The 26,278-nt window shown below is 69.1% G+C and carries 31 protein-coding genes and 1 pseudogene; 13 read left to right on the top strand and 19 right to left on the bottom strand.

The features are described 5' to 3' along the window. Window positions 1-20: 20 nt before the first annotated feature. On the top strand, window positions 21-761 hold the full coding sequence (locus ACIBJB_RS41720; protein ID WP_398939124.1) for a VOC family protein: 741 nt from the start codon (window positions 21-23) through the stop codon (window positions 759-761). A gap of 66 nt (window positions 762-827) precedes the next feature. Here ACIBJB_RS41720 and ACIBJB_RS41715 read toward each other — a convergent pair whose 3' ends face one another. The 3 genes and pseudogenes from ACIBJB_RS41715 to ACIBJB_RS41705 all read right to left on the bottom strand — a co-directional run bounded on the left by ACIBJB_RS41715 (window position 828) and on the right by ACIBJB_RS41705 (window position 2,743). After that, complete coding sequence (locus ACIBJB_RS41715; protein WP_398939123.1) at window positions 828-1,553, bottom strand: class I SAM-dependent methyltransferase; 726 nt, start codon at window positions 1,551-1,553, stop codon at window positions 828-830. 51 nt (window positions 1,554-1,604) lie between these two features. Next, a pseudogene (locus tag ACIBJB_RS41710) lies at window positions 1,605-2,095 on the bottom strand (HAD domain-containing protein). A gap of 24 nt (window positions 2,096-2,119) precedes the next feature. Then, complete coding sequence (locus ACIBJB_RS41705; protein ID WP_398939122.1) at window positions 2,120-2,743, bottom strand: RraA family protein; 624 nt, start codon at window positions 2,741-2,743, stop codon at window positions 2,120-2,122. 157 nt (window positions 2,744-2,900) lie between these two features. On the opposite strand from ACIBJB_RS41705, the gene ACIBJB_RS41700 reads away from it, so the two are divergent. Next, window positions 2,901-3,743 (top strand): nitroreductase/quinone reductase family protein, encoded by an 843-nt coding sequence (locus tag ACIBJB_RS41700; protein ID WP_398939121.1) that lies wholly within the window; start codon window positions 2,901-2,903, stop codon window positions 3,741-3,743. Between the two features lie 55 nt (window positions 3,744-3,798). On the opposite strand, the gene ACIBJB_RS41695 is transcribed toward ACIBJB_RS41700, so the two are convergent. The 7 genes from ACIBJB_RS41695 to ACIBJB_RS41665 form a co-directional block, all read right to left on the bottom strand. Beyond that, window positions 3,799-5,832 (bottom strand): HelD family protein, encoded by a 2,034-nt coding sequence (locus ACIBJB_RS41695; RefSeq protein ID WP_398939120.1) that lies wholly within the window; start codon window positions 5,830-5,832, stop codon window positions 3,799-3,801. A 40-nt stretch (window positions 5,833-5,872) separates the two neighbouring features. Further along, on the bottom strand, window positions 5,873-6,490 hold the full coding sequence (locus ACIBJB_RS41690; protein ID WP_398939119.1) for a TetR family transcriptional regulator: 618 nt from the start codon (window positions 6,488-6,490) through the stop codon (window positions 5,873-5,875). A 34-nt stretch (window positions 6,491-6,524) separates the two neighbouring features. Continuing rightward, window positions 6,525-7,391 (bottom strand): hypothetical protein, encoded by an 867-nt coding sequence (locus ACIBJB_RS41685; protein WP_398939118.1) that lies wholly within the window; start codon window positions 7,389-7,391, stop codon window positions 6,525-6,527. Between the two features lie 103 nt (window positions 7,392-7,494). Continuing rightward, a complete protein-coding gene (locus ACIBJB_RS41680) occupies window positions 7,495-9,693 on the bottom strand; it encodes a phosphotransferase (protein ID WP_398939117.1) in 2,199 nt (732 codons plus the stop codon). Window positions 9,694-9,869: 176 nt separating this feature from the next. Continuing rightward, a complete protein-coding gene (locus tag ACIBJB_RS41675; protein WP_398939116.1) occupies window positions 9,870-10,754 on the bottom strand; it encodes a GntR family transcriptional regulator in 885 nt (294 codons plus the stop codon). A gap of 202 nt (window positions 10,755-10,956) precedes the next feature. Next, a complete protein-coding gene (locus ACIBJB_RS41670) occupies window positions 10,957-11,742 on the bottom strand; it encodes an HAD family hydrolase (RefSeq protein WP_398939115.1) in 786 nt (261 codons plus the stop codon). Continuing rightward, window positions 11,691-12,572 (bottom strand): winged helix-turn-helix domain-containing protein, encoded by an 882-nt coding sequence (locus ACIBJB_RS41665; protein ID WP_398939114.1) that lies wholly within the window; start codon window positions 12,570-12,572, stop codon window positions 11,691-11,693. The genes ACIBJB_RS41670 and ACIBJB_RS41665 overlap by 52 nt, the downstream gene beginning before the upstream one ends. Before the next feature lie 166 nt (window positions 12,573-12,738). On the opposite strand from ACIBJB_RS41665, the gene ACIBJB_RS41660 reads away from it, so the two are divergent. Then, entirely contained in the window at window positions 12,739-12,927 is a 189-nt protein-coding gene (locus ACIBJB_RS41660) for a hypothetical protein (RefSeq protein WP_053851924.1), read from the top strand. A gap of 35 nt (window positions 12,928-12,962) precedes the next feature. Here the strand turns inward: ACIBJB_RS41660 and ACIBJB_RS41655 are convergent, their stop codons facing one another. Next, window positions 12,963-13,880 carry a winged helix-turn-helix domain-containing protein gene (locus tag ACIBJB_RS41655; protein WP_398939113.1) on the bottom strand — a complete coding sequence of 306 codons (918 nt, stop codon included), beginning with the start codon at window positions 13,878-13,880 and terminating at the stop codon, window positions 12,963-12,965. A 184-nt stretch (window positions 13,881-14,064) separates the two neighbouring features. Between ACIBJB_RS41655 and ACIBJB_RS41650 the strand changes: the two genes are divergently transcribed. After that, window positions 14,065-14,250, top strand: a complete 186-nt coding sequence (locus ACIBJB_RS41650) for a hypothetical protein (protein ID WP_057608742.1) — start codon at window positions 14,065-14,067, stop codon at window positions 14,248-14,250. 198 nt (window positions 14,251-14,448) lie between these two features. On the opposite strand, the gene ACIBJB_RS41645 is transcribed toward ACIBJB_RS41650, so the two are convergent. Both ACIBJB_RS41645 and ACIBJB_RS41640 read right to left on the bottom strand, forming a co-directional pair. Next, on the bottom strand, window positions 14,449-15,699 hold the full coding sequence (locus ACIBJB_RS41645) for a GNAT family N-acetyltransferase (RefSeq protein WP_398939112.1): 1,251 nt from the start codon (window positions 15,697-15,699) through the stop codon (window positions 14,449-14,451). 123 nt (window positions 15,700-15,822) lie between these two features. Beyond that, on the bottom strand, window positions 15,823-16,449 hold the full coding sequence (locus ACIBJB_RS41640) for an aerial mycelium formation protein (RefSeq protein WP_398939110.1): 627 nt from the start codon (window positions 16,447-16,449) through the stop codon (window positions 15,823-15,825). Between the two features lie 158 nt (window positions 16,450-16,607). On the opposite strand from ACIBJB_RS41640, the gene dtd reads away from it, so the two are divergent. Beyond that, a complete protein-coding gene (dtd, locus tag ACIBJB_RS41635; protein ID WP_398939108.1) occupies window positions 16,608-17,033 on the top strand; it encodes a D-aminoacyl-tRNA deacylase in 426 nt (141 codons plus the stop codon). Window positions 17,034-17,044: 11 nt separating this feature from the next. On the opposite strand, the gene ACIBJB_RS41630 is transcribed toward dtd, so the two are convergent. The 6 genes from ACIBJB_RS41630 to ACIBJB_RS41605 all read right to left on the bottom strand — a co-directional run bounded on the left by ACIBJB_RS41630 (window position 17,045) and on the right by ACIBJB_RS41605 (window position 22,093). Further along, entirely contained in the window at window positions 17,045-18,010 is a 966-nt protein-coding gene (locus ACIBJB_RS41630; RefSeq protein ID WP_398939106.1) for a YgfZ/GcvT domain-containing protein, read from the bottom strand. A gap of 10 nt (window positions 18,011-18,020) precedes the next feature. Further along, window positions 18,021-18,458 carry a Fur family transcriptional regulator gene (locus ACIBJB_RS41625; protein WP_057608747.1) on the bottom strand — a complete coding sequence of 146 codons (438 nt, stop codon included), beginning with the start codon at window positions 18,456-18,458 and terminating at the stop codon, window positions 18,021-18,023. Between the two features lie 33 nt (window positions 18,459-18,491). Further along, window positions 18,492-19,067, bottom strand: coding sequence for an FABP family protein (locus ACIBJB_RS41620; protein WP_398939104.1), 576 nt, complete (start codon window positions 19,065-19,067; stop codon window positions 18,492-18,494). Between the two features lie 226 nt (window positions 19,068-19,293). Then, entirely contained in the window at window positions 19,294-20,229 is a 936-nt protein-coding gene (locus ACIBJB_RS41615; protein WP_398939102.1) for a hypothetical protein, read from the bottom strand. Next, window positions 20,226-21,317 carry a hypothetical protein gene (locus tag ACIBJB_RS41610; RefSeq protein ID WP_398939100.1) on the bottom strand — a complete coding sequence of 364 codons (1,092 nt, stop codon included), beginning with the start codon at window positions 21,315-21,317 and terminating at the stop codon, window positions 20,226-20,228. Before ACIBJB_RS41610 ends, ACIBJB_RS41615 begins: the two co-directional genes overlap by 4 nt. Further along, a complete protein-coding gene (locus ACIBJB_RS41605) occupies window positions 21,314-22,093 on the bottom strand; it encodes a hypothetical protein (RefSeq protein ID WP_398939098.1) in 780 nt (259 codons plus the stop codon). Before ACIBJB_RS41605 ends, ACIBJB_RS41610 begins: the two co-directional genes overlap by 4 nt. A gap of 343 nt (window positions 22,094-22,436) precedes the next feature. Between ACIBJB_RS41605 and ACIBJB_RS41600 the strand changes: the two genes are divergently transcribed. The 8 genes from ACIBJB_RS41600 to ACIBJB_RS41565 all read left to right on the top strand — a co-directional run bounded on the left by ACIBJB_RS41600 (window position 22,437) and on the right by ACIBJB_RS41565 (window position 26,268). Next, window positions 22,437-22,670, top strand: a complete 234-nt coding sequence (locus tag ACIBJB_RS41600; protein WP_398939096.1) for a hypothetical protein — start codon at window positions 22,437-22,439, stop codon at window positions 22,668-22,670. 21 nt (window positions 22,671-22,691) lie between these two features. After that, window positions 22,692-23,054, top strand: coding sequence for a DsrE family protein (locus tag ACIBJB_RS41595; protein WP_123990152.1), 363 nt, complete (start codon window positions 22,692-22,694; stop codon window positions 23,052-23,054). Between the two features lie 129 nt (window positions 23,055-23,183). Then, entirely contained in the window at window positions 23,184-23,912 is a 729-nt protein-coding gene (locus ACIBJB_RS41590; RefSeq protein WP_398939095.1) for a DUF2993 domain-containing protein, read from the top strand. Window positions 23,913-24,103: 191 nt separating this feature from the next. Beyond that, complete coding sequence (locus ACIBJB_RS41585) at window positions 24,104-24,208, top strand: Ms5788A family Cys-rich leader peptide (RefSeq protein WP_365121950.1); 105 nt, start codon at window positions 24,104-24,106, stop codon at window positions 24,206-24,208. Between the two features lie 109 nt (window positions 24,209-24,317). After that, a complete protein-coding gene (locus tag ACIBJB_RS41580) occupies window positions 24,318-25,157 on the top strand; it encodes a sulfurtransferase (RefSeq protein ID WP_398939093.1) in 840 nt (279 codons plus the stop codon). A 62-nt stretch (window positions 25,158-25,219) separates the two neighbouring features. Then, complete coding sequence (locus ACIBJB_RS41575) at window positions 25,220-25,507, top strand: DUF1416 domain-containing protein (protein ID WP_020122955.1); 288 nt, start codon at window positions 25,220-25,222, stop codon at window positions 25,505-25,507. Between the two features lie 76 nt (window positions 25,508-25,583). Beyond that, window positions 25,584-25,844, top strand: coding sequence for a DUF3099 domain-containing protein (locus tag ACIBJB_RS41570; RefSeq protein WP_398939092.1), 261 nt, complete (start codon window positions 25,584-25,586; stop codon window positions 25,842-25,844). A gap of 10 nt (window positions 25,845-25,854) precedes the next feature. Next, window positions 25,855-26,268 (top strand): VOC family protein, encoded by a 414-nt coding sequence (locus ACIBJB_RS41565; RefSeq protein WP_398939091.1) that lies wholly within the window; start codon window positions 25,855-25,857, stop codon window positions 26,266-26,268. The last annotated feature ends 10 nt before the right edge of the window (window positions 26,269-26,278 follow it).

The raw sequence follows: 26,278 nt of genomic DNA, 5'->3' as shown, positions 1-26,278 counted from the left end.
GGGTGCATAGGATCGCCGGTATGGCGCTGCGACCCGTTCAGGTGAACATCAAGGCTCTTGACGGGCCGGCGGTCGGCCGGTTCTGGGCGGAGGCGCTCGGCTGGGATGCCTACAGCCCCGGTGTGACCACCTACGTCGGCCCCGCCGGCGGTCTCGTGTGGCCGGACCCGGTCGGTGTCGGCATCGACGTCGTTCCCGTCCCGGAATCCAAGACGGCGACGAAGAACCGTGTGCACCTCGACCTCGCCACCACCTCCGCGGCCCATCAGGCGGAGCTGATCGCGCGTCTGGAGGCTCTTGGCGCGACGCCCGTCGACGTGGGCCAGGGCGAGGTGCCGTGGACGGTCCTCTCCGACCCGGAGGGCAACGAGTTCTGCGTACTGGAGCCTCGTGAGGTCTACCGGGACACCGGGCCGATCGCCGCGGTGGTGGTCGACTGCGCGGATCCGTGGGCCATGGCCCGGTTCTGGAGCACGGCGACGGACTGGCCCCTGCACGAAGTGACCGACGATCAGGCGGTGTTGCGCTCCGCCGAGGGCGTCGGCCCGTATCTCGAGTTCCTTCGCACACCGGACGTGAAGAGCGTGCCGGACCGTGTCCATCTCGACCTGCTGCCGTACCCCGGTGGCGATCAGGCGGCGGAGGTGGCCCGGCTGCGCACCCTCGGCGCCACCGACCTCGACCTCGGCCAGGGCGACGTCCCGTGGACGTGCCTGACCGACCCGGAGGGCCACGAGTTCTGCGTCCTCTCCCCGTCCTGACGCGGAAGGCGATCAGTGAGTCCCACCGGAACCAGCTGTCCACGTGAGCTACTTCGGAACTCCTGTTCAGGGGCGCCGCGCCACGAAGACGAGTTCCTTGCCCGGCCGGTCCGGCGCATCCCGTACGCCCTCCACCACGAACCCCCGCGCGACCAGTTCCGCCTCGACCTCCCCCCGCTCCCGGAAGCGCAACGTCGAGTCCGAGGTCAGTGTCCGCCCGTCCGAGGCGAACACATAGCTCCACCGGAACGTCACCAACTGGCCGTCCACGCCGGTGACTTCGACCCAGCTCTCCACAGCTCCGGCACCGGGCACGTCCGTCACGGCGTACGTCGCCTCCCGGTGCCACTCCTCCCAGGCCCGCCGCGCAGGGTCCCGCGTCTCGAACACCAGCCGCCCACCGGGCCGTAGCGCCGTGTACGCACCCCGCAGCGTCTCCCGCCAGGCATCCGCTCCTACGATCTGCTGGGCGACGTTGGCCGTCATGGTCGCCACGTCGACGCGCAGCGACGGAAGTTCGGACGCGTCCCCATGGATCCAGCGAATCCGCCCACTCCCCGGCTTCCCCCGGGCCACGTCGAGCGAGGCGAGGGCGGGGTCGACCCCCACCACCTCGATCCCCCGGCCGGCCAGCAACAGCGCGAACACCCCCGTCCCACAGCCGATGTCCAGCACCCGCCGCGCCTCGAACTCCTCCACCATCCGGACATACGCGTCGAGGTCGCTGCGATCGGGTTCCACCGCGTCGTAGATCGCGGCGAGCCGTGGATGGGTGAAGCCTTCGTCAGCCATGCCGGCGACCGTAGGGGAGCGGGGCTCGGCCGGCCACTCGATATCGCCCGATCACCGCTCTCCTCTCGTCAGCCACTCCTCCAGCACCGTGAAGTCCCCTTCGGTGAGTCCCACCCGGTGATCCACTCGGTGCAGGAGAGCCCGTTCGGGATGATGGGCGGCCACCCAGGCCCGGTCGGCGCCGGTGATCTCGTCGTCGATCCAGACGAACGGTCGTCCGGCCGCCCAGGAGACGAGAGGGCGGGTCTTCCAGTGCAGGCCGGGCATCGCGTCGTCGTCCGGGTCCGGCCAGTCCACGAGCGGCAGCCGGGGCAGTCCGAGCCAGGGCGCCAGAGCGGTGTTGGCGTCGTCCCCCCAGGTCGTGGCCCACACCAGCGCACAGCCCAGCGACGTCAGACGCGTGCCGAGCGCGGGTCGACACGGGTCAGCAGCGGATGGCCGGTGACGGCCCCGGCCGGCGGAAAGGCCGGCTCGTACCGCGGATACGGCCCCGCCGCCCCGAACGGCAGCAGGGTCCCGTCCACGTCCAGGAAGAGAAGCACCCTCGCCCTCCAGCCCCCCAGCCGTCACCCCTCGAACCCGGCCTCCGCGAGGATCTCGTCGATACACGCCCGGTGCGCCGCCTCCCACGCGTCGAGCGTCTCGGACGCCTCCTTCGCCAGCTTGGCGCGGGCAGCGGCGAGGACGTCGGACCGACGTGCGGCGGGAACCACCACGACCCCCTCCTCGTCGGCGACCACCACGTCCCCGGCGTCGACCCGCACCCCGCCGCACCGCACCCGACCGCCCAGCGGCGCCACGGCCTTCTTCGCGCCCGGGATCGGGATGACCCCTCGGGCGAACACCGGGAAACCGGCCTCCCGTACCTCGGCGAGGTCGCGGATCAGCCCGTCGGCGACGAATCCCGCGATCCCCCGCCGCTGCGCGACCGCGCACACGTTCCCGCCGGCCAGGGCGTGGTCGAGGTCCCCCGACTCGACCACGATGACCGAGCCGGCCGGCGCCCGGTGGATCGCGGCGTGCAGCATGAGGTTGTCGCCGGGAGCGCACCGTACGGTGAATGCCGGTCCCGCCACCCTCGGCACCGGCCCCCACAGAGGCCGGATCCCGATGTCCATGACCTGGCCCCGGCCGAGCAGATCGGCCAGGGTGGTCGTGGGAACGTCCGCAAACTCGCTGGTCTCGATCATGCCCCGGACGTTACCGTGCGTGCATGACTGCCGGGTCGGCCTTGTGCCGTGAGCGAGTTGGGTGCCCGGCCTCTGAGTGAGGCCGGGGAGGGCCAGGAGCCCTCCGCTTTCTCTGAGTCGTCCAGGACATGACCGGAGACCAGAGAGAGCAGAGAGAGTGACCAACCCCATCCATGACTTCAACCAGCGGATCATCGACGAGTTCCGCGCCCACCACGGCCGGGTCGGCGGCCCCTTCGAGGGCGGCCGACTGATCCTCCTCACCACCACCGGCGCCCGCACCGGCACCCCGCACACCACCCCCGTCGGCTACCTCCCCGACGGCGGCGACCGCATCCTCGTGATCGCCTCGGCGGGCGGCTCACCCCACCACCCCGACTGGTACCGCAACCTCGTGGCGCACCCCCACGTCACCGTCGAGAGCGGTGTGTTCACCTACGAAGCGAAGGCGGTCGTCCTGGCGGGCGAGGAACGGGACCGCGCCTTCGCGCGGGCCGTGGAGTCGGACCGCGGCTGGGCCGCGTACCAGGAGAAGACCGACCGCGTCCTGCCGGTGGTCGCCCTGCGCGAGATCGTCCGCCCGGGCCCGCCGAACATCAACGCCTCCTCCCCGGGCGAGGCCATCAAGCTCGTCCACGACGCCTTCCGCCGCGAACTCGCCTTGATCAGAAAGGAGTTGGTCTCCGGGGCAAGTACCCTCGGCGCGCAACTCCGCGTCAACTGCCTGACCTTCTGCCAGGGCCTGCACAACCACCACACCGGCGAGGACGTGGCGATGTTCCCGTTCCTGGCCGACCGCCACCCGGAGGCGGCTCCGGCCATCGACCGTCTGCGCACCGAGCACGAGCACATCGCGGCCCTGGTCGAGGAGTTGCGCGAGGCGCTCTCCGGCACCGACCTCCCTTCCGTCCGCACGGAGGTCGACCGCCTGACGACCGAACTGGAGGCTCATCTGACGTACGAGGAAGAGCAGTTGATCCCCCTCCTCGAACGCGCCTGAGCCCACGACGGGCGGCCGCCATCGGGTGAGCCACGCACGGGCGGCCGCCACCGCGCTAGAACGGCAGCGGCCGCCCGTGCACCACCACCAGCCGCGACACCGCGCGGGTCAGCACGACATACAGCCGGTGCAGCCCGCGCTCCTCCGCCTCCGCGATCGCGGCCGGCTCGACGGCCACGACATGGTCGTACTCAAGCCCCTTGACCACACCTGCCGGTACGACGCTCACCCGCGCACCGAGTTCGTCCGGTCCGGCGGCGACGATCCCGGCCGCGTCGAGGGCCTGCCGTACGCGTTCCACATCGGCGTCGGCGGCGACGACCCCCACGGACCCCTCGTGCGCGAGCGATTCCCGTACGGCGTCCACGACCGCGCCCGGCAAGGCGTCCGGGGATGTGGGACGCATCCTCAGCTCCCCGTCCCCGCGCAGGGACCGTCCCTCCGGCACCGCCACGTCCAGCTGGGCGAGGAGCCGGTTGGCGAGCTGGACGACGGCCTGCGGGACACGGAACCCGATGGTCAGCGGTACGACGGCCGCGTCCGGTTTGCCGAGATGGCGCAGGACGGTGTGCCACGAGCGGGCCGCCCACGGCGTGGTCCCCTGCGCCAGGTCACCGAGCACGGTGACCGACCCGAAACGCGCCCGGCGGGCGATCGCCCGGCACTCCATGGGAGACAGGTCCTGCGCCTCGTCGACGACGAGATGGCCGTACCCCTCAGGATGCTCCACGAGCCCGGCGACCTCGTCGAGCAGCACCAGATCGGCCGCCGACCAGCGCGCCGACTTCCACGACCGCGGCGGCCTGGTCCACAGCAGGTTCTGCTGCTCTACGGAGTCGAGGAGCCCGTCGGCAGCGGCCGCCAACTCCTCGCGGTCACTGAGCAGTTCGGCCACGACCTCCTCGGGCCGCGCCTTGGGCCACACGGCGTCGAGGAACGCCCCGAGCACCCGGGACCGCGAGACCCGCTGCACCCACGCACCGCTCTGCGGCCCGGCCCGCCGTTCGGCCTGCAGCTGCACACTCCGCACCACCCGGCTGCGCACCCGCTCCCGCCCGGTCGCGTACGGCGGTTCCTCCTGTCGTACGTCCGCCACGATCCGCGTGAGTTCGCCGGCGCCGACCCGCCACTGGTACGAACCGTCCTTGATCTCCAGGGAGTCGACCTGTGCGGTCGACACCCGCGCGTACAGCGCCCGGCGCAGCACCTCCGCCATCCGGGGGTCGTGCTTGAGGACGGCGGTGGGATGGGCGTCGGTGGCGGTGACCGGGTGGCGGGCGATCTCGTCCTGGAGCGTGGACTGCCGTACGCCGGTCTCGCCGAGCGCGGGCAGCACCTGCGCGATGTAGGAGAGGAAGGTCCGGTTGGGGCCGAGGACGAGGAGCCCGCCGCGCCGCATCCGCTGCGGGTGGGTGTAGAGCAGATAGGCGGCCCGGTGCAGCCCGACGGCGGTCTTGCCGGTCCCGGGAGCGCCCTGGACGCACACGGAGACGGCGAGGTCCCCTCGTACGAGATCGTCCTGCTCGGGCTGGATCGTCGCGGCGATGTCCCGCATGGGGCCGACGCGGGGCCGTTCGATCTCGCGGGTGACGATGTCGCTGACCTGCGGCGGCCCGCCGTCCCGGAGGTGCTCGTCCTCCAGGCCGGTGAGATCGGCGGACTCCCCCTTGCTCCCCGGTGCCCACCCGAACCGCCGCCGCACGGCGACACCCTGCGGATCGCGGGCGCTCGCCTGGTAGAAGGCGCGGGAGACGGGGGCCCGCCAGTCGACGACGAGGGGCGGGGCGGCGGGATGCTCGGTGATCCGCAGCCGCCCCAGGTGATACGCCTGCCCGGCATGATCGCCGTGGTCGAACTCCAGCTTCCCGAAGAACAGGGGCCCTTCGGGAAGTTCCCGCATCTCCTTGGCCTGACTGCGCAGCTGGTACCCGAGCACCTCGGCGTCCGCCCCGGAGGCGGAGACGTCCTCGCCGACGACGACCTGCTCCTGGGCGCCGTCGATCATGGCGGCGAGAGCGGTACGGCAACGGTCGTGGTGGATGCGCTCGCGGTGGAGTTCCCGATGGAGGCCCGGCTCGATGGTGGTCATTCCACCGAGCGTAAACGAAAATGCAACCGAGTTAAGTTTATTACCGTGTCGCATCGGGGTGCGACAGAGCCCTCTCCAGCGCGTCGAACGCCCGCTCGGCGGCGGTCACGGCATCCCCCTTCACGTCCGCCACCCGCTCCCCCGCCGAAATCCGCCGCCAGTTCTCCATCGCGAGCACCCGTCGTACGGCGATGATCTGCCCGGCGGCCAGCCGCGCGTCCAGGTCACCGCCGAGCGCCTCGGCGAGCGCGGCCTCCTGGCGCTCCAGGTGGGCGTACGCGCGGGCGACGAGCGAGGGGGTGCCGTACAGCAGCCGGTGAAAGTCCAGCACCGCGGGGTGATCGTTCAGTCCGGTGACCGGATCACACCGCTCCAGACCCTCGAGAAAGTGCGCCCGCAACGCGGCGACCGGCCCCACTCCCGCCCCGGCGACCACCTGAGCCGCCTCGTCCTCGTGATCGGCGATCCGGTGCAGGACGAGGTCCTCCTTGGCCGGAAAGTACCGGAAGAGGGTGGGCTTGGAGACCTCGGCGGCGGCGGCGATCTCGGCCACGGAAACGGCGTCGAAGCCCTTCTCGAGAAACAGCCGGATGGCGATCTCCGACAGGGTCTCGTACATCCGCTGCTTCTTGCGCTGGCGCAGGCCGGGGGCGGTCATGGCGGTGAGCCTACGCGGGGCGCCCAGGGCAGGATCACGACGTTGTGTGTTGATGCCAGTGGGATCTCTCGGCGAGACCCCACAGGTCGTCGAAGTGCTTGTTCCATGTCGCCAGGGCGGTCTTGGCCTCGTCAGTGCCGTCCGAAGACCAGAAGGTCAGATCGGTCTGGTACCCCTTGGGGTCGTAGTACTCGGGTCCCGAACTGGACTCTATGGTCCGGGCTGCCAGGTCGTAGAGACCGTGCAGCACCAGCTCACGGTTGAAAATGCAGATCTTGTCCCGCGGTATACCCGGGTAGAAACGGTATTCGCACGCGGCCGTTATCCGACCTCCGCCGGTCAGTCGGTGCGCCAGTGCGGTCAACCTCCTGGCGTACCCCATGCACTGAAGCTCCAGCCCTCTGCGGAACTGCTCGTCATCGACGGGATCTCCCTGAGGACCCACCCGGGAAGGGACCGTCATGGGGCGGCGGAAGTCCGGCACGAGGAATCTGATCCGCACCTCCTTGATGGGTCCGGGACTTCCATGCATGGCTTCCAGACGGTGGTAGAGCTCGTTGTACAGCGTCTCGCCCGTGTACCCGAGAAAACTGATCTCCACTACCTGAGCTTCGAACGCCTCGGTCACGAATCTGCCCAGCTCCTGGGACTTGACCTGAGCGCGTGGGGCCAGCCGGAGGGATGCCGCGAGATCCTTCAGGGTGTCGTACAGGACGTAACCGACCAGGCTGAGCAGTGCACCGCCCAGGAAGGTCTTGCCCGCCATCGCGTCTCCCACGGGCTTCACGAACTGGGCGAGAAGCCCTGTGCCGAAGATGCCCAGCAGCAGCGCACGCGTGATCATCGGCTCGTAGCGTGCCTGGAACCTCTTCAGCCGTTCACCCATGGTGGCGCCGGGCACACTCCTGCCGCTGCTTCCGGACATCCGGAGCCCCTTCCCCCGTACCGAAGCGGCCGCTCCGCCTCGCGACGCACCAGTTGGGCCAACTGTGCGGTGACGATCCTCAATGGTCTCCGTGCGGCAGCGCCAGGACAAGATAGGGATTCGTGTTTGCGGCCCGCAGGCCGAGTGTCGCGGTCGCGGCGGTCAGGGTCATGGCATAGGTCCCCACCGCACGGCTCACATTGGGGGCGTCGAGACTGTCGCGGGTCATCAGCCGGTCCAGGTCCACATAAGCGGAGCGCACGGTCTCCATCCAGCGGTACACACGCCAGTCGGCACGCCATCCCCTGGTGCAGTCCTCCGGCAAAAGCTGCAACCACCGGTCGAACATGCGCGTTCGGATCTCGGGGAGGGTCGGCGTCAGGTGCATATGGCGGACGAGGTCGTACAGGGGGTCGCCCACCATCGCCATCTCCCAGTCGATCAGGGTCAGGCCCGAGCCGTCCTCACGACGGATCATGTTCCACGGATTGAGGTCTCCGTGCAGAAGCACAGCACGTCGAGGGGTCACCGTATGCCGGCGGAGGAGCTCCTCCAGTCGGAAGCCACTGGTGGGAAGGCCGAGTTGGCCCGCCAGCTGAAGCGTCTCCTTCGGCAGGTCCGACACCATCCGGATCAGCTCGGCGCACAGCTGTTCATGAAACCCCGCGACCGGTGCGTACGAGTCCTCCATCAGCTTCGCGCAGTCGACCTGGGTGAGGGCGTGCAGCTGTTTCACGAGGTCGTCCGCCTCGTGCGGCAGAAGGCCACCCGCAGGGTGATCGGGAGCCCGGATCTCCCCGTTCGGCCCTTCTGGCCCTTCGAAGGAATGGATGGTGAACTGGTCTCCTAGTTCACTTGTCCCCAGCGCCAGCACGCGCGGCGCACGCACGGGCACGCCCGAGTCCTCGATCGCCCGTAGCACGACGTGCTCGTTCAGGAACCGACGCTCCCTGGATGTGTCGGCTCCCACCTTGCGCCGCACCATCACCGGGTACGGCACGCCTGCCACCCGCACCGCCGTGCTGAGGTGCGCCGTCCCTTTGAACACTCGGTCGGCCAGAGCCGCCCCCTCCTCGAAGAGGGCCTCCTGCACCGCCGACTTGGGGAACGTCGGACGCTCGGGGAACCGCGGATCGCGCACCCAGGAGATGGACGACACTGCGCGGTCACGGCTGTGGCGCTTGCCGTGCGCGACATTCCAGCGGAAGAGAATGCGTTCGATGGCCTTCTCGTCCGGAACGTTCTTCAGACGCAACGGCTCTTCAGCGACCTGCAAGGCCCAGAAAACCGCTTCGGTCGCGGCGTCCAGATCCTTCTGGTCGAACGACTCGCCCAGAGACGTCGCGGCGCGCATCACGTCCGGATAGACCGACTGGGCGCGCTCGAAGGCGACATAGTGCCGCAGGTCGCGCTCCAGGCCGTTGACCGCCTTGGGACGCCGCGACACCATCGCCGAGCGCCACGCCTCGACGGCCTCGTCCCACTGATTCACCGGGTAACGCATGCGCACCAGATGGGTGGCGAGGTCGTGGAGCGGGTCGCCGTAGCTCGACAGCTCCCAGTCCACGCAGAACAACGGAGGGCCGGCCTCGTACGAGACGATGACGTTGTCACGGTGCAGATCCGTGTGGAGGAGGCTGAAAGGGCGGCTGATCATCGCGGGCACGCGCTCGGCGAACCGCACCATGGCGTCCTCGGGGATGCCGAGCATCGCGAACAGTCCGCCGAACCTGTACCAGTTGCGCTGCCGGACCTGCGCCTCCGTGGCCAGGGCCAGCGTGCGCAGAAAGGCCCGGCTGTCCCGGCTGGACCGGGGCCACGACTGCGGCAGGGGCGGCAGCTCCTTGCGGCCGACGTGTGTCATGTCCGCCAGCAGTTCGGCGAGAGCCCGGACCACGTGCTGGTCCACGGGCTTGCCATTGGGGCAGACGCTGGACAGGGGGACGCCGTCCACGTAACTCATGACCGCGATGTCGCCGTACTTCAACAGGCACCGCGGCACATGCGGGAGAACACCGCCGATCGCCTCGAGGATCTCCGCTTCGTCCTGCCAGGTCCGGATCACCACGGGCAACGCGGAGCGCTGACGCTCACGCACCATGATGAACTTGAGATCCGTCAGCTGATCAAGCCAGAAGGGTGGCGGAACAATGTAGTTCAGGTTGTGGTGACCGCGGGTGAGTCTTCCCGCGGACCTGGCGTGGGAGACCAGCTCACCGAGCGCCTCACGGGCCGCCCGCCCCGCGAACGCGGCAGCGGGCCCGGATGGACCACCCACGGGCACTCCTGAGCAACTATGCAGCGCCTCCGAATTTCATGCGCAGCACGAGAGGGACCACACTGTAGTGCCCAAGCGGCCTCGACGGGCCTTATTCGGGACTGGCTACCCAGATGAAACAGTCTTCACTCCTGCGCTTCACACTGTTCGAGGAATGTAACGAACAGGGACATCGGTCAAGACGGTTCATAACGGTGCCAACATGAGTCGAACCAGTCCTGCCAGCTCTGCATGAACACCGACCCCGTCGCGTTGGGGTCACCGTCGTCCTGGACGTGCCGTATCAAGGTGGACCCCAGCCCCAGGACATCCCAGGCGTCGATCTCGGTGTCGTCGTCCACCAGGATCGTGCGCTCCACGATCTTGTACGGACCGATCAGCCCTTCGACACCGCGCCGCAGATACAGCTTGTGGGTCGGCACGAGCGGCACCTCGCGGACGGAGACCGTGACGTCGGGCACCAGTGCATCCGTCTTGAGGTTGCGCAGGGCATCGCGCAGGGAGGAGGTGTGCCGACGGATGATCTCCCGCGTACGCGCCTGGAGGATCCGGTCCAGCTCCTTCACGTCGGCGGTGGAGTCCACCGGCACTCTCGCCCGCGGGTACGGCAGTTCGGTCGACTCGGAAGGCAGCAGTATCCGGATCGCGATGCGCTCCGGGGCGGGAATCTGCCCGTTGCGGATTGCATCGGCCTGCACCCGCACCTGGGTGTCAAGGCTCTCCGAGGTGAACGTGAAGACATCCAGCTCCACGACGGGCTGAGCGAAGACACGGGCGACGAAGGGCCCGAGCGCTATACGACCGGGAGGCACCTTCATCTGCGTCGTCACATGGATGGGGAGCGTCACTCGAACCTTCGAACCACTGCCCTGACGTGACTCGATCCAGCCTTCGGTCTTCAGCTCCTCCAGGACGCGCTGAATCGTGTCCCGTGAGACCTCGAACTCGTCGGCGAGAGTGCGCTGCGGGGGCAGGTGAGAACCCGGCCGGTACTCGCCGTCGGCGATACGGGACCGCAGCGTCGCCAGAATGGTGGCTCTCTTGCCGCGTTCTTCGCTCACATCGCGACCGTACCTCCATCACCGGCCAACCAAACCGCCAACAGGCCAATATTTGCAGGCCCGTTAGTCGATCAATCAGTCAGGGAACAACCACTTTTGAGGCAACCAGCCCAATTGGACCGACAGTTGATCAGCGTCGTCGAAGTGGTAGGGGGCGGGCGGCATAGTGGACCGGTTACGCGCACATCGTCCGATCGACAGCTCAGGGAACGTGGCGCAGTACGTCCATCACCTGCTCCAACGAGCGCACCACAACCTCGGCACCCGCATCCCTCAGGACTTGCTCCTTGTCCGCATTACGCGCGTAGCCAAGAAACGACACCCCGGCCTGTTGCGCGGCCTGGAGGTCCGTCACCGTGTCACCGATCATCAGCGTGGCCGACGGAACGGCGCCCATGGCCTTGATGGCCTCTTCCAGAGGGTGCGGGTTCGGCTTCATCAGATCGAGGTTCGCCGTGCGGCCGTAGATGTGCGGGAAGCAGTCCGCCAGTCCGCGGCTCTCGACGTACGCCGCTGCCGCGAGGGCGGCGTTGTTGGTGGTGATCGCGAACCTGGCCCCGCGCGCCGACCACGTCCTGATCAGCGGGTCGGCATGCGGGGTGGGCATCGCCTTGGAGACGGCCTCCAGTTCGCGCCGGGTGAGCCACTCCTCCAGCGCGAGAACCAGATCGCTTCCGCGGTGCCGTTCATGGACGCCACGCAGCGCTACGTGTGGATCGTCGCCGGATCGTTCCTGCGCGGTCAGGAGGGCGCCCATGCCCAACCCGTCGATCATGGCGACCAGTTGCCCGGCTATCTCGTGCGCTGGGTAGCCCGCGAACAACCGGCACATCGGCCCGTCCATGTCCCAGAGCACGTACCGAGCGGAGGCGACCAGTGATGCGAGTCGTGCTGTCTCTGCTGTCACCGGTTCAGTGTGCGTCGTCTCAGGAGTCACTAGGAGAGTGTCAGGTCCGTCGTGATGGTTTCCCAGAGGGCGTCGAACCACTTCTGCGACTGATCGACGAACGCGGCGTCACGCTCGCCGGCGTTCTTCGCGAAGGAGAAGAGGAGCGATTCCGTGCCGAGGACGTCGTACATGTCGAGAATTCCGGCATCCGTGGCCTCCTCCCGGCGCGCGACCATGTAATACGCGATCAACGCCTCCGACTGGTTGAGCAGGTACAGCTTCACCGGCGGGGTGAACGGCAGGGCGCGGAACCTGACCTTGACGTCGATCCCGTGGGAGGAGCGCAGGGAACGGAGATTGTGACGCAGGACGTGCCCCTGGGCGTTGCGCATCTCCAGCCAGCGCTGGTGGACCGGGTTGTCGTCGTCGGGGGCGTCCACCGGCACCGGGAAGGCCAGGTTGATGTCCCGGGACGGCAGCAGGATGCGGACGTCGATGGACTCGGGGTGGATCCGGCCCTCGTGGATGTGGCGGACCGGCTCGCTCAGGGCCACCATCAGGGTCTCCGAGGTCAGGCAGGCCGCGTCGATGCGGACGTGCGGGCTGGAGAAGGCCTCCGTGAGGCGGGGGGCCAGGCCGACCATCGTCGGCTGCGGCTCCCCCGACAGCCCGGGCACCCGCTCCGCGATCCGCGGCGGACTCCCCTTGCTCACATTGCTGAGCAACCCGTCCTCCTGCAGTGCGCGCAGCGCCTGGCGGACCGCGCCCCGTTCCACGCCGAACTCCTCCGCGAGTTCGGCCTGGGTGGGCAGGCGGTCGCCGGCCCTGAGGTCGCCCACGCGGATGCGTTCCCGCAGGGTGTCGGCGATTTCCTGGGGCGAGAGCCTTCTGCTGCCGTTCACTGCAACGTTCTCCTGGGTCACGACCAAACGTTACAACTCCAATCCATCTCTGGGGAGTTGTCCGGAAGTTGTTTATCAACCCCCACCAAGTGGGGACAACATAGGCAGAGTTGGTTGCCAACTTGGATGAGTTGGCGGAAGCTTTACCTCCTCGCCCGCCTCGCCCGCCCGCCCGTCCGAAGGGGGAACCAACATGCCGGCCCTCGCTCTCCTCTCTGCCGTCTTCGTCGTCGGCGTCGAGCAGACCCTGCAGTGGAAGTACGGCGCCAGCGGCATCATCGGGATGCTCCTGCTCACCATCGGCATCAAGGCCAAGAACCCCGCGATCAGTTCGACCGGGGCCGTGGTGCTCGCTCTGCTGGTCGCGGGGCCCGCCCTATGACCCGAAGGCACCCGGATCCGCCCCTGTGGGAGACGTCAGCCCGTGAGCGCCAGCTCCGAACTGATCGTCTCCCACAGTGCGTTGAACCACAGGTGGGACTGCTCCACGAAGGTCGTGTCCCGCAGGCCGGCGCCCTGTTCGAAGGCGAACAGCATCGACTGGGTGCCCTCGGAGTCGTACAGCTCCAGGTGCTCGTGGTCGATCTCCTCCTTGCGGCGCGTCAGCGTGTAGTACGCGAACAGCGCCTCCATGCCGTTGAGGAGGTAGAGCTTCACGGGTGGTGTGAAGGGCAGGGCACGGAAGGAGACGTGGACGTCGATGCCGTGCGTGGCACGCAGGGCCAGGAGGTTGTGCCGGAGGACCTGCCCCTGCGCGTTGCGCTGGGCCAGCCAGCGCTCGTGGACCGGGTCGTCGTCGCCACGGTCCTCGACGGACACCGGGAAGGCGAGGTCGATGTCCCGGCCCGGCAGCAGGACGCGGACGTCGATCTTGGCCGGATTCAGTCGTCCGGCGTGGATCTGGCGCAGCCCCTCGCCAACGGCGAGGTTGAGGGACACCGACGTCAGGCACAGGGCGTCTATCTCGACGTGCGGGGCCGCGAAGGCGGTGGAGATCCGGGGACCGAGGGCGACCATCGTGGGCTGCGGGGCGGCTCCGGGGCCGCCGAGCGCCCCGCTGAGCCCCAGGTCGGGGGCGACGGTCGCCGGGCTTCCCTTGGAGACGTTGGTGAGCAGGCGTTCCGTCTGCAGCAGGTACAGCGCCTGCCGTACGACCCCGCGCTCGACGCCGAACTCGTCGGCCAGCCGCGCCTGTGTGGGCATGCGCTGACCTGCCCGCAGCGCGCCGGACCGGATCCGGGCGCGGAGCTCGTCGGCCACCTCGCGAGGTGACGTGTGTGGCCGCTGTGACCTCTTCCGTCCATTGACGGAGGCGTGTTTCGGGTCCACGACCAAACACTACAACTTCCCGCCATCTTTGGGCAGTTCACTGGAAGGTGGTTATGAGACGCATCCAAGCGGAGATAAGTACAGTGAAGTTGGTCGCCAACTTGAGCAACCTTGAGAAACATGGTCAAAGCTTCACAAGGTTGGCCAGTCTGCGGCCGACAGGGGCCACCGTCCCGAAGGGGGGACCGTCATGCCGTTCATCGCAGTCGCCATCGCCGCCCTCGCCGTCGGCTTCGAGGCACTCGTGCAGTGGAAGTGGGGTGCGATGGGCATCGTCGCGTTCGTCGCCCTGACCATCGGCGTCAAGTCCAAGAACGTCGCGATCGGCGGCATCGGAGCGGTCATCCTCGTGATGCTGCTCGCCCAGTCCGGCTGACGCCCGCCCGCCGGGCCCAGGATCCGGCTGATCGGGCTCCCTTCCGGAGGGGAGCCGGGAGCCCGGTCGGTCTGCACAGTCACAACTGAACACCGACAACTGAACAGCAGCGACAGCTGCACACACCGCACAACCACAACTGAACAGCTCGCTACGGATGCGAAGCAACCGCCCACCCGTCCCCGCCAGAAGGGAGCGTCAGAACATGTCCGGGCACCAAGGACGCCTGGACGTATGCAGCAGGGCGTCGGCCACCCGGCCGGCGCCCGCTTGTTCTTCCCGTACCCGCCCGAGCGCCACGAGCCGCGCCACCGACTCGTCACCGAGCCACAGTGTCGCCAACTCCCGCACGTCGAGCGTGAGATCGGCACTCCGAGTCGTCGCCGTACAGGTGGCCCCGGCGGGCGAGGCCTCCAGCCGGTAGCGGCCGCCGGCCATCCCGGACCCGTCCACGACCTCCAGCACCAGCGCGCCCTCACCCTCGTACGTCCGCGCCTCCAGGGCCCGTACGACATCCAGGATCCGCACCCACAGAAAGTCCGACTGCATGGTGATCCCGGCCGCCGGAGGGTTGGGCAGCAGGTGCGGGAGCAGGTCGTCGGGGGCCCGCCAGCCGCTCCTGACCCGCATGACCCAGTCGATCGAGCACAGGTAGTGCCACAGGGCACGCTCGGCGGCCGGGGTCGAGGCGATCAGGCTGCGCACGCTCGCCGTGTTCAACGGCTGCATGGAGTCGGCCCACTTGTCGTCCACCTCGTACGCCATCAGCCCCTCGACCGTGCCGTCCGCCGCCCGGTACACGGCGAAGAACGGCTCGGTCCACTTCGGGTCGGTGCGTACGGCACCCGTCTCGAGCTGCCAGAACCAGTCGCCCCGGCTGATCGCTCCCGGCGTGGCCCGGCGCACCCGGTCGTGCAGTTCGGGGCCGAGCTTGCGTACGTCGTCGGGTTCCACCAGGTCGATACGGCCGCCGTCCAGATCGGGGCCACGGGGATCGAGGCCGGCGCGCGGGACGTCGATCGTCCACTCGGCGGCCGAGGTGGCGGGGCCGAAGCCGTAGCGGCCGTAGATCCGGTACTCGGCGGCGATCAGCGTCGCCAGGACGTCTCCGCGCTCCTTCGCGGCGGCGAGATCCTGGTTCATCATGCGGGTCAGGAGCCCGCGCCGGCGGTGGGTGGCGGTCACGGTGACGGCGGAGATCGCGTCGGCGGCCACGAACTCACCACCGACCGCCGTCACCTCCTGCGCGAAGGACCGGAAGGTCGCCACGCAACGGTCCCCGTCGAAGGCCCCGAGCAGCCGCCCCGGCTCGAACTGGCTCCTGCGGGCCTCCAGTTCCGTCTCCGACACGACCGGCTCCCGGAGAAACCCGGCATGCACGGCACGCAGCCATTCGGGATACTCGGCCTCGGTGACCGGACGGACGTCTATGTCGGCTGGGGCGCTCATGGGGGCCACGGTAGGCGGGCGGGGATGGGGTGTCGCGTCGTTTTTCCGGCCCGGGCCGCCAGGAAGTCACCTGGGTCAGCAGACGCGAAGTTGCCTGAAACCAGGTCAGCAGACGCGAAGTTCCTAGGTCAGCAGATCCGCCACCTGCGCCTCGCCCTCCCGGTACCGCCGCGCGATCTCCCCGCTGCACTCGTCCGCCGTCCGCTGCAACCGCTGGCGTCGCCCGGACACCTGCTGCTCGTACCGCACGAGCCGGCCCATGGCGGTGCTCAGTTCCAGGTCGGTCCGCGCGGAGAGGTCCGACAGTTCGACCTCGGCGAGCGTCTCGGCGGCCAGCAGCCGGTACTCCTCGCTGTGCGGGGTGCCCAGCGTGACGTGGCGGGCCGAGGAGCGCTGGCGGGCCGGGGCGTCGGTGAGGATCTCCGGGAGCCGGTCGACCACCGAGGCCTCGGGGAGGCGCTCGAGCAGCGAGCCCGCGCCCGTCGGGGACCGGCGCAGCAGTTCCGCGCGGAGGATGTCGATACGGCCCTGCAGCAGCCGTCGGACATAGCTGAGGTCGGCCTCGTCCCGCTGGGCGTCCCGGCGCAGCGTGCGCAGCTCGGGCAGGCTCAGCGTGGCGAGATCATGTTCGATCGGATCCGGGGGCAGCAGGTGGCTGTCCGTACGCTGCGCGGGCGGCCGGGGTGTCTCCGGCTCCGCCCTGTGGGCAACGCGGACGGGCCCCGGCTGCCCGGTACTCGGTGTGCTCATGCGCCTCTACCGTCCCCTCGACCGGCGTGTGGAAGCATCGTGCCACCCCAAGTGGCCGCTATGTGACCGAGTGCCCCCGAACGGCCCCAGATGGGGGGTTAAGGATCAAAAATAAACCCGAACACGGGTCCTTCCCGCGGGACCGGCATGATGGGCACATGCGTGCAGTGGTGCAGAGGGTGGACGGCGCGAGCGTCGTCGTCGACGGTGAGACGGTCGGGGAGATCAGCGGCGAGGGACTGTGCGTCCTGGTCGGGGTCACCCACGAGGACACCAAGGAGAAGGCGGCTCAACTCGCCCGCAAACTCTGGTCGGTGCGCATGCTGCACGACGAGAAGTCGTGCAGCGACATCGACGCCCCGCTGCTGGTGATCAGCCAGTTCACCCTGTACGGCGACGCCCGCAAGGGCCGCCGCCCCACCTGGAACGCCGCCGCCCCCGGCGACATCGCCGAGCCGCTCGTCGACGAGGTCGTCGCCCAGCTCCGCTCCCTGGGGGCGACGGTGGCCACCGGGCGCTTCGGTGCGCGGATGCGGGTGTCCCTGACGAACGACGGCCCGTTCACGGTCCTGCTGGACATCTGAGATCCGGGGGGCTACGGCTCCACGACGACTTCCTGGGCCGCGGCCGTCGTGTCGGCGACGAGGCGCGCGTCCAGGGGGACGTTCCGCTTGACCAGGGCGAGCGCGACCGGGCCGAGCTCGTGGTGCCGTACGGACGTGGTCACGAAACCGATCTTGCGGCCGTCGGGCCCCTCGTCCGCGAGCCGGATGTCGGTCCCGGCGGGCGGCAGGTGCACCTCGCTGCCGTCCAGGTGCAGGAAGACCAGGCGCCGCGGGGGCTTGCCCAGGTTCTGCACCCGGGCGACGGTCTCCTGGCCCCGGTAGCAGCCCTTCTGCAGATGCACGGCCGTACCGATCCAGCCCAGCTCGTGCGGAATGGTGCGGTGGTCGGTCTCGAAACCGAGGCGCGGGCGGTGCTGCTCGACCCGCAGCGCCTCGTAGGCGAGCAGGCCGACCGCGGGACCGGACTTCTCGGCGTACGACTCCAGGTCGGCGCGCGGCAGGAAGAGATCGCGGCCGTACGGCGTCTCGCGTACGACGACCCCCTCCGGCACCTCGGCGATGGAACCGGCGGGAAGGTGGACGACGGCGAACTCGTCCGTGCGGTCGGCGACCTCGACCCGGTTGAAGAACTTCATCGACTCCAGGTAGGCGACCAGCGCCCCCTGGGTGCCGGGTTCGACGTGCGCCCAGACGGTCGTGCCGTCGTCGACGAGATACAGGGCGTGCTCGATGTGGCCGTGCGCGGAGAGGATGAGGGCCTCGGTGGCCTGGCCCGTCGGGAGGTCGCTGACGTGCTGGGTGAGCAGCAGGTGCAGCCAGCTGAGGCGGTCCTCGCCGGTGACGGACACGACCCCGCGGTGCGAGAGGTCGACGAATCCGGTGCCTTCGGCGAGGGCGCGCTGCTCGCGGAACAGGTCGCCGTAGTGCGCGGCGACGCCTTCGTCCACACCCTCGGCGGGGACGGCACCGGGCAGGGACAGCAGAGGGCTCTTCATATGACTAAGCCTACGACTCGGTAGTTGAAGCCTTGAGAGAGCAGTCCTTGCAGCGGCCGAAGATCGCGAAGTGCTTCATGTCGGTCTCGAAGCCGAACTCCTGCCGGAGCTTCGCGGTGAAGTCGGCGGCCACCTTGATGTCGGCCTCGATGACGTTCTGGCAGTCGCGGCAGACCAGGTGGATGTGGTGGTGGCGGTCGGCGAGGTGGTACGTCGGCGCCCCGTGCCCGAGATGGGCGTGGCTGACCAGACCGAGCTCCTCCAGAAGCTCCAGGGTCCGGTAGACCGTGGAAATGTTGACCCCCGACGCCGTCTTCTTCACTTCCGTGAGGATGTCGTCGGGGGTCGCGTGCTCCAGGGTGTCCACAGCTTCGAGGACAAGCTGGCGCTGCGGGGTCAGCCGGTAACCGCGCTGCCTGAGGTCGCTCTTCCAATCGGTGCTCACCACACCGGAAAGTCTATGACCCACTCGGCGGAAGGCTTACTTGAAGAAGGCGATCCCGTCGTCCGGGAGGTCGTCGGGCAGGGCCTTGGCCCAGCGCTCGACCTCCTCCGGGGTGACGACCTTCTTCAGGTGGGCCGACATGTAGGGGCGCAGCTCGACCTCGGGGGTCTGCTTCTCGCCGACCCACATGAGGTCGCTCTTGACGTAGCCGTACAGGCGCTTGCCACCGCTGTACGCACCGGAGGCGGCCGTACGCGCCACGGCGTCCGTGACCAGGTCGATCTGCGGCTTCTGGGCGGCCATCTCGCCGTACCAGATCTCGACGACGCCGTCGTCGCGGACCATCGTCACCTCGACCTTGCGGTCGGCGTCGATGCGCCAGAAGCCGTGCTCGGACTCCAGCGGGCGGACCTTGTTGCCGTCGTTGTCCAGCACCCAGGTGTGGGACTCGTACTCCAGGAAGTCCCGGCCGTCATGGCCGAAGGTCACCTCCTGGCCGAAGTTGCACTTCTCCGAGCCCGGGAAGTCGTGCACGCCCGCGCCGGCCCAGTTGCCGAGCAGGAAGGCGAGCGGGACGAGGTCCTTGTGGAGGTCGGACGGGATCTCGATCATGAGTGGCGGTTCCTAGAGGGGGATCAGCGCTGGCCCTGGTACAGCTTCTTCACGGTCAGGTAGGCGAAGGCGAGAACGCCGACGCAGACCAGGACCAGCAGGGCTTCGAAGAAGATCTCCACAGGGTGCTCCTCGGATGAGCGTGGTGCGGTGCATGTACACGGGCCGGGCCCCAGCTTACGCGGCCGGGGCCCGGGGGGCGGTGCGAGGTCTGTCCCACCGGAACTCAGCTCAGGAGCTGGCCCTGGAGGGTCACGGTCTGCTCGAAGGGGACGGCCGGGGCGGTGCCCTTGCGGTCCTCGACGACCAGGGCGATCACGTCCCCTGCGAACAGGTAGGCGTGCCGGGTCTGTGCTGTCCCGTACGGCTTCGCCTCCATGTACGCGACACGCGTGACGTTCGTGACCAGGGAGGCGTCGGGGAAGTCCTCGTCGGTGACCGAGTCGGCGGCGCCGCGCAGCTGGTAGCCGGGGTCGCTGTACGGGGCGATGTCGCCGGTGAACTCGTCGACGACGGCGGCGGTGTCGAACTGGAGCAGGTAGACGGCGGTGTGGGTGCCGTCCGGGGTGGTCCAGCCGCGAGCCGCGATGTGGCGGAGGCCGTGGTCGGTGAACTTCTGTGCGAGTTCGGCCCGGTCTTCCTTCTCCTCGTACCGGGTGAGGAAGTCCTTCGTCGGCAGCCAGCCGTCCGTGCCGGTCAGGGCCTTGTCGGCGGTCGCGTTGCGGGGCGCGGGGAGGACGAGCCGGCGTAGATCGGCGTAGTGGGAGCCGGTCTTGTTCGTGTCGGCGAAGGGGCCGGGGCTGCCGGAGGGCAACGGGGGCTTGGTGAGCGTGGGGTAGTCCCAGCGACCGTCCGACTCCGTCGCCAGGCCCGGGACGTCGGTGCGGGTCATGTCCGCGACGGCGTATGCCGTGCCGGCGGTGAAGGCGGCGAAGGTGAGGACGGCGGTGGTCCAGCGGAGGGTGGTGCGGAGGGCCCGGCTGGGCCTTCTTGTGTGCCCAGCCGGGCCGACCACGCTGATGTCGTCGCCGGGCTCGTTCGCGGGTACCGGTTCGGGTGCCTGCGGTTCGGGTGCCTGCGGCGCGGCCTGCTCTGTGAGCTCCGTCTGTGCCGTCTGCTCGGGCTGTGAGGTCTGCTCGGGCTGTGAGGTCTGCTCGGTCATACCGATTCCCCCGGTTCGGCGATGCGGTCGAGCTGCTCGCGCAGCAGCGTGGCGATGTCCTTCTGCTGCATCGGCTTCGCGCTGTCGGCGGTGAGGCTGACCAGGACGTTGCCCTCGTGGGCGAAGCAGACCATGGAGTCGAGCTTCTCGTCCTTGTCCTTGGGCGCCAGGAAGCAGCGGGCGTCCTTGTGCCCCTCGATCTTGGGGCCCTTGCGCAGGAGGTCGTCCAGCACGCCGACGAGCTCCTCCTGGTAGCCGGAGATCTCGCGGACGGCCGCGGAGTTCTCCAGTTCGGACAGCTCGATGGTCACCGTGGCGGCCTTGCTCGCGTAGAAGTTGCTGAGGTAGCTGCGCATCGCGATCCCCTTGAGGCGCTGCTTGTCGATCTGCTTCTCCAGCGCCTTGCGCTGGGTGCGCGGCAACCCGCTCAGCGACTCCTTGCGCAGTGCTGTGGCGTGGGCCCCGCTCAGCTCGGCGTCGTAGCCGTACTCCCCGATGTCGGGCCCTTTGCCCCACTCGCCGTCCTTGTACGGCACGAGCATCCCCGACAGCCCGTTCGCCGCGACGGGCTTCGCCGTCTCGGTCGTGGCCCTGGGGAACTTCCACAGCGGCGCCCCCGCGTCACGGTCGGCGCCGTCGACGGTGACGACGGTGTAGCCGACCCCACCGATGACACCGGCGGCCAGCACGAGCGAGCCCACGAGAGCGGCGATACGGCGGCGGCGTCGGGCGGGGTTGCGGGCGGGTGCGGTGGGTTCGACGAGCGCGAGGGGCTCCGCCGGGCCGGAGAGCGCGGCAGGCTGGGCGGCTTCCGTCGACGCTGCGGGCTCAGCGGCTTCCGTCGACGCAGCGGGCTCAGCGGCTTCCGTCGACGCAGCGGGCTCAGCGGCTTCCGTCGACGCAGCGGGCTCAGCGGCTTCCGTCGACGCAGCAGGCTGAGCGGCTTCCGTCGATGCAGCGGGCTCGGCCGAATCCGCAGGTGTCCCGACTTCCGTGGCATCGACGGGTTCGGCCGGAGCCGTGGGTTCCACCGCGGGCCCCGGCTTCGTCAGATCGGCCGGTGTGGGCTGGTTCTCGTTCTCGCTCACAGCCGCTCCATCTGACGCTCGGCGAGGTCCATGATCGTCTTCATGGTGATCGACTTGGTGTCGTAGACCCGGATCTCCATGGTGACGTCACCGCGCCATGCGTACGCCTCCGCCCCGAAGACCGGCAGATACCCGGGCTCGGTGTCGGGCTTGTCGTGCACATACGCCATGCCGTCCCCGGTGCCGGGTATGGCCCGGCTGCGGGTCGAGCCCTCCTTGTCCGCCCAGTACTGGCCGCTCGACGCCTGGTCCGCAGCCACGACGGCTTCCTCCTGCCGGTACTGGATCAGGCGGACCGTCACCTGACGGTCCCCGCTCGCCCAGCCCGTGACGGCCACTCGGCGGAACTCGTCGCTCACCTGGTCGCTGAAGGCATCGGCGGGCTCCTCGTAGAGCTCGGCGTACCGGGCCAGGTCCAGCCAGCCGTCCTCGTCACCCAGCCAGTCGGCGTCCTTCGCCCCGGCTGGCTTCTTCAGCAGCAGTTTGCGCAGGTCACCGTCGGTCTTCACGCGGCGGTCCTGGGCGGCGGACAGCGGTTCGGGCGCCGGGCCCTTGGCCTGCGTCAGCGTCGGCTGGGAGAGCGAGGCCAGCTTCGTCGGCTCGCGGTCGGCCTGGATCAGGTATCCCGTGCACGTCCCGGCGACGACACCGAGTACGGCGGCGCCGGCGATCAGCAGTGTCGTACGGCCCCGGCGGCGCGCCCGGGGGCTCTCTTCGGGTGTCTCAGGTGCTTCGGGTGTGTCAGGTGCTTCGGGTATCTCAGGCGCTTCGGGCACCTCGGGTCTTTCCAACGCGTCCCCCACAAGACGTGAAGCGCGCATTCCGTATGCGCGCTTCACAGGAGACCGCTGGTCAACACCCAGGGTTGTACGCCCACTTGATCACGATTCGGACACGTGGGCAACGAACACGGCCCAGGCCTCGTCAGGAAGACCAGCGCCCGCCGACCGGGGTCCTTGCTGTCCCGGACGGGGACGAGGGAGGGGAGGGCGTCGGAGACGGGTCCGCGCGGCGAACGACCGCGCGGACCGCCGTACAGGAGCCCCGTCCTCCGCTGACCGACGGCCCGTTCCTCGTGGTCGACCAGCCGCGCGGGCACCGGCGAGAGGCGGACCTCGCATGAGCGTGCCGCCGCCCTACTATCCGTATCCGCTGCCGGGCCGGCCGAGTGGCCCGCCGCCTCCCGAGGTACCGGAGTCGGCGCCTCCCCCGCCCTCCCCGGTCCCCCGTGCCCGGCGCCGACGGCTGCGCCTGCGGGTGCCCTGGGTCCTCACCGACGACGCCTTCTGGACCGGCGTGCTCACCGCGGTCAGCGTCACGGGGCTACTGGTGATGATCGTCGCGACGACGTGACCGTCGCACTACGCTGCCGTTATGGCGAAGAAGCTCGTGATCAAGGTGACCGCCGGGGCCGACGCCCCCGAGCGCTGTTCGCAGGCGTTCACCGTGGCGGCGGTGGCCGTGGCCAGTGGGGTGGACGTCTCGCTGTGGCTGACCGGGGAGTCGGCGTGGTTCGCGCTGCCGGGGCGGGCAGCGGAGTTCGAGCTGCCGCACGCCGCGCCGCTGCCCGACCTGCTGGACTCGATCCTCGCGGGCGGGCGGCTCACCCTGTGCACCCAGTGCGCGGCCCGCCGGGACATCACGGAGAAGGACGTCATCGAGGGCGTACGGATCGCGGGGGCGCAGGTGTTCGTCCAGGAGGCGCTGGCGGACGGGACGCAGGCGCTCGTCTATTGAGCAGCTACCGGATGCGGCCTGTCACAGGTGATCGACAATCCGGCGGGCGCCTTACCCCGCGGGGTTAGTCTGCCGCTCGACGGCCACCCGTCCGTCGACAAGACCGCCACCCCCGGGGGGACCCACCGCATGCGCGCCCTGCGAATACTTTTGATCATCGCCGTGATTCTCGGTGGGCTGTTCGTCGCCGCCGATCGTCTGGCGGTCCACTTCGCGGAGGGCGAGGTCGCGGACCGGCTGAAGACGCAGGAGGGGCTGACCACGACGCCGAGCGTGGACATCAAGGGGTTCCCGTTCCTGACCCAGGTGGCCGGCGGTGAGCTCGACGACGTCGAGGTCGGGATGAAGGACTACGACGCGGACACCGGGACCAGCGGGGGCACGATCCGCATCGACGACCTGAACGCCGCCATGAAGGGCGTCGCGTTCTCCGGCGACTACAGCTCCGCCACCGCCTCCACCGCCGCCGGCACCGCGACCATCGCCTACGACCAGCTGCTGAAGGCCGCGGGGTCCGAGGAGGCCCAGCTTCCGCTGGGCGTCACCGCGAAGGTCGTCGGCCTCTCCGACGGCGGCAACGGCAAGATCAAGGTCGACATCAAGGTCAGCGCCCTGGAGCAGCCCGTCTCCGTGCTCAGCACCGTCAGCGTCGTGGACGGGGACACCGTGCGGGTGCACGCCGACTCGATTCCGAGCTTCGGCAACATCACCCTCGCCGACTCCGACGTCCGTTCGATCGCCGACTTCGACCAGAAGATCGAGGGCCTGCCGGGCGGTATCAAGCTCGACAAGGTCGAAGCGGGTGCGGACGGTGTGGAGATCGCGGTGAAGGGTTCGGACGTCAAGCTCGCCGGGTAGGACGAGCGTCGGGCCGTACGCGGTACCTTCCGGACGCCGCGTGTCCGATAGGCGAGACGGTGACGTCCGTAGCGTAGATGTGATGACGGCTACACCCGCCCGGGAACCGTGGACCACGGCCCGGGCGGCTTTCTTGTCCCACATCCCGGACGATCGCATCTCAGCATGCGACACACCGGTGACATGCCGGTATGTCCGTCCCTACGATCGACAGCATGAAGCGACAGGCGGATCTCACGAAGCGGCGGGCAGTAGACCTGTGCCGCGTTGCCGCCATGCTCTGTCGCCCCTTCTGAGCGGACGGCATCGACCTCCGCATCCCCCTGCCCTGGCACTCTCAGGCATCCGTGCGCCCCGCGCACCCTTCCGTACGCCCCGCCGCAACTGCCCCGGAGGAGAAAGAGCATGAGCCGCAGCGACGTCCTGGTCGATGCCGACTGGGTCGAGGCCAACCTCGACAACCCGAACATCGCGATCGTGGAGGTGGACGAGGACACGTCCGCCTACGAGAAGAACCACATCAAGAACGCGATCCGCATCGACTGGACCAAGGACCTGCAGGACCCGGTCCGCCGCGACTTCATCGACCAGGAGGGCTTCGAGAAGCTCCTCTCGTCGAAGGGCATCGCCAACGACACGCTGGTGATCCTCTACGGCGGCAACAACAACTGGTTCGCGTCCTACGCCTACTGGTACTTCAAGCTCTACGGCCACGAGAACGTCAAGCTTCTCGACGGCGGCCGCAAGAAGTGGGAGCTGGACGCCCGCGAGCTGGTCGAGGAGGTCCCGGAGCGGGCCGAGACGACCTACACGGCGAAGCCCCAGAACAAGGCCATCCGCGCCTTCCGCGACGACGTGGTGGCGGCCATCGGTTCGCAGAACCTGGTCGACGTCCGTTCCCCCGACGAGTTCTCCGGCAAGCTCCTCGCCCCGGCCCACCTGCCGCAGGAGCAGTCGCAGCGTCCGGGCCACGTCCCGTCCGCGCGCAACATCCCGTGGTCGAAGAACGCCAACGACGACGGCACCTTCAAGTCAGACGAGGAGCTCAAGGAGCTCTACGCCGAGGAGCAGGTCGACCTCGCCAAGGACACCATCGCGTACTGCCGTATCGGTGAGCGCTCGGCCCTGACCTGGTTCGTGCTGCACGAGCTGCTGGGCGTCGAGAACGTCAAGAACTACGACGGCTCCTGGACCGAGTACGGCTCCCTGGTCGGCGTTCCGATCGAGCTCGGCGCCAACAAGTAAGACCCAGTCCGCATCATCCCGACCGGCCTTCCTCCGGTCAGACCCCTTCTTTGGAGAAAGACATGTGTGGAGCGAAGGCCGGCGGCCCGGACGCCTCGACGATCAAGCCCGGTGAGACCACGATCCAGGGTCAGGTGACGCGTGACGGCGAGCCTGTGGTGGGTTACGTCCGCCTCCTGGACTCGACCGGCGAGTTCACGGCGGAGGTCCCGACCTCCGCGACGGGCCAGTTCCGCTTCTACGCGGCCGAGGGCACCTGGACCGTCCGTGCCCTGGTCCCCGGCGCCACCGCCGACCGCACGGTCGTCGCCCAGCAGGGCGGCCTGGCCGAGGTCGCGATCGCGGTCTGAGGCACCTGACCGACACCGGAGGGCCGTACCCCTGGGGGTACGGCCCTCCGGCCTTTCCGGAATTACGCTGGACCGTATGTTGGCGCGACGGCGGCATGTCTACTTCGCCATGATGGGCACGTGCATCGGGCTGTTCGTCCTGGCCTGGGGAGTCGTGCGGCTCTGGTCGGTACCGGTGGCCGTGGGGATGTGTGTGGTCGCCATGGTGATCCCGCCGCTCGCCGCGATCGTCGCGAACCGGCGCGGGCCCGACGACCGCTGGTGGGACGACCCCTCCGGCGACCCGAAGTCCGACGAGTGGTGGGACGAGCTGGACGGGAAGAAGCGGCGGCAGTAAGAAGGCCCCCATGTCTTCATCCGCGAGGCTGTCGCTGTCCACCGTCGTCCTCGACGCGCATGACGCGCACGAGCTCGCCGCCTTCTACCAGCGCCTCCTCGGGTACGTGGTGCGCGCCGAGGAACCGGACTGGGTCCTCACCGGGCCGCCGCCCGGCATCGCGGGCACGTCCCTGGCCTTCCAGACCGAGCCCGAGTACGTCCCGCCCGTCTGGCCGACCCGCAAGCCCGGCGACCAGCAGATGATGCTGCACCTGGACATCGAGGTCGACGGCGGCCCGGACGCCCTGGCTGCCGAGACCGCGCGAGCGGTGGCGGAAGGGGCGCGGCTCGCCGAGTACCAGCCGCAGGACGACGTCCGGGTCCTGTTCGACCCGTCCGGGCACCCCTTCTGCCTGTGGACCGAGACGCCTGGGCCGGCCTAGGGCCTGTTGC

It is taken from the genome of Streptomyces sp. NPDC050759 (assembly GCF_044456945.1).
In the GTDB taxonomy this organism is placed as follows: Bacteria; Actinomycetota; Actinomycetes; order Streptomycetales; family Streptomycetaceae; genus Streptomyces.
This window is presented reverse-complemented; position numbering and strand designations above follow the sequence as displayed.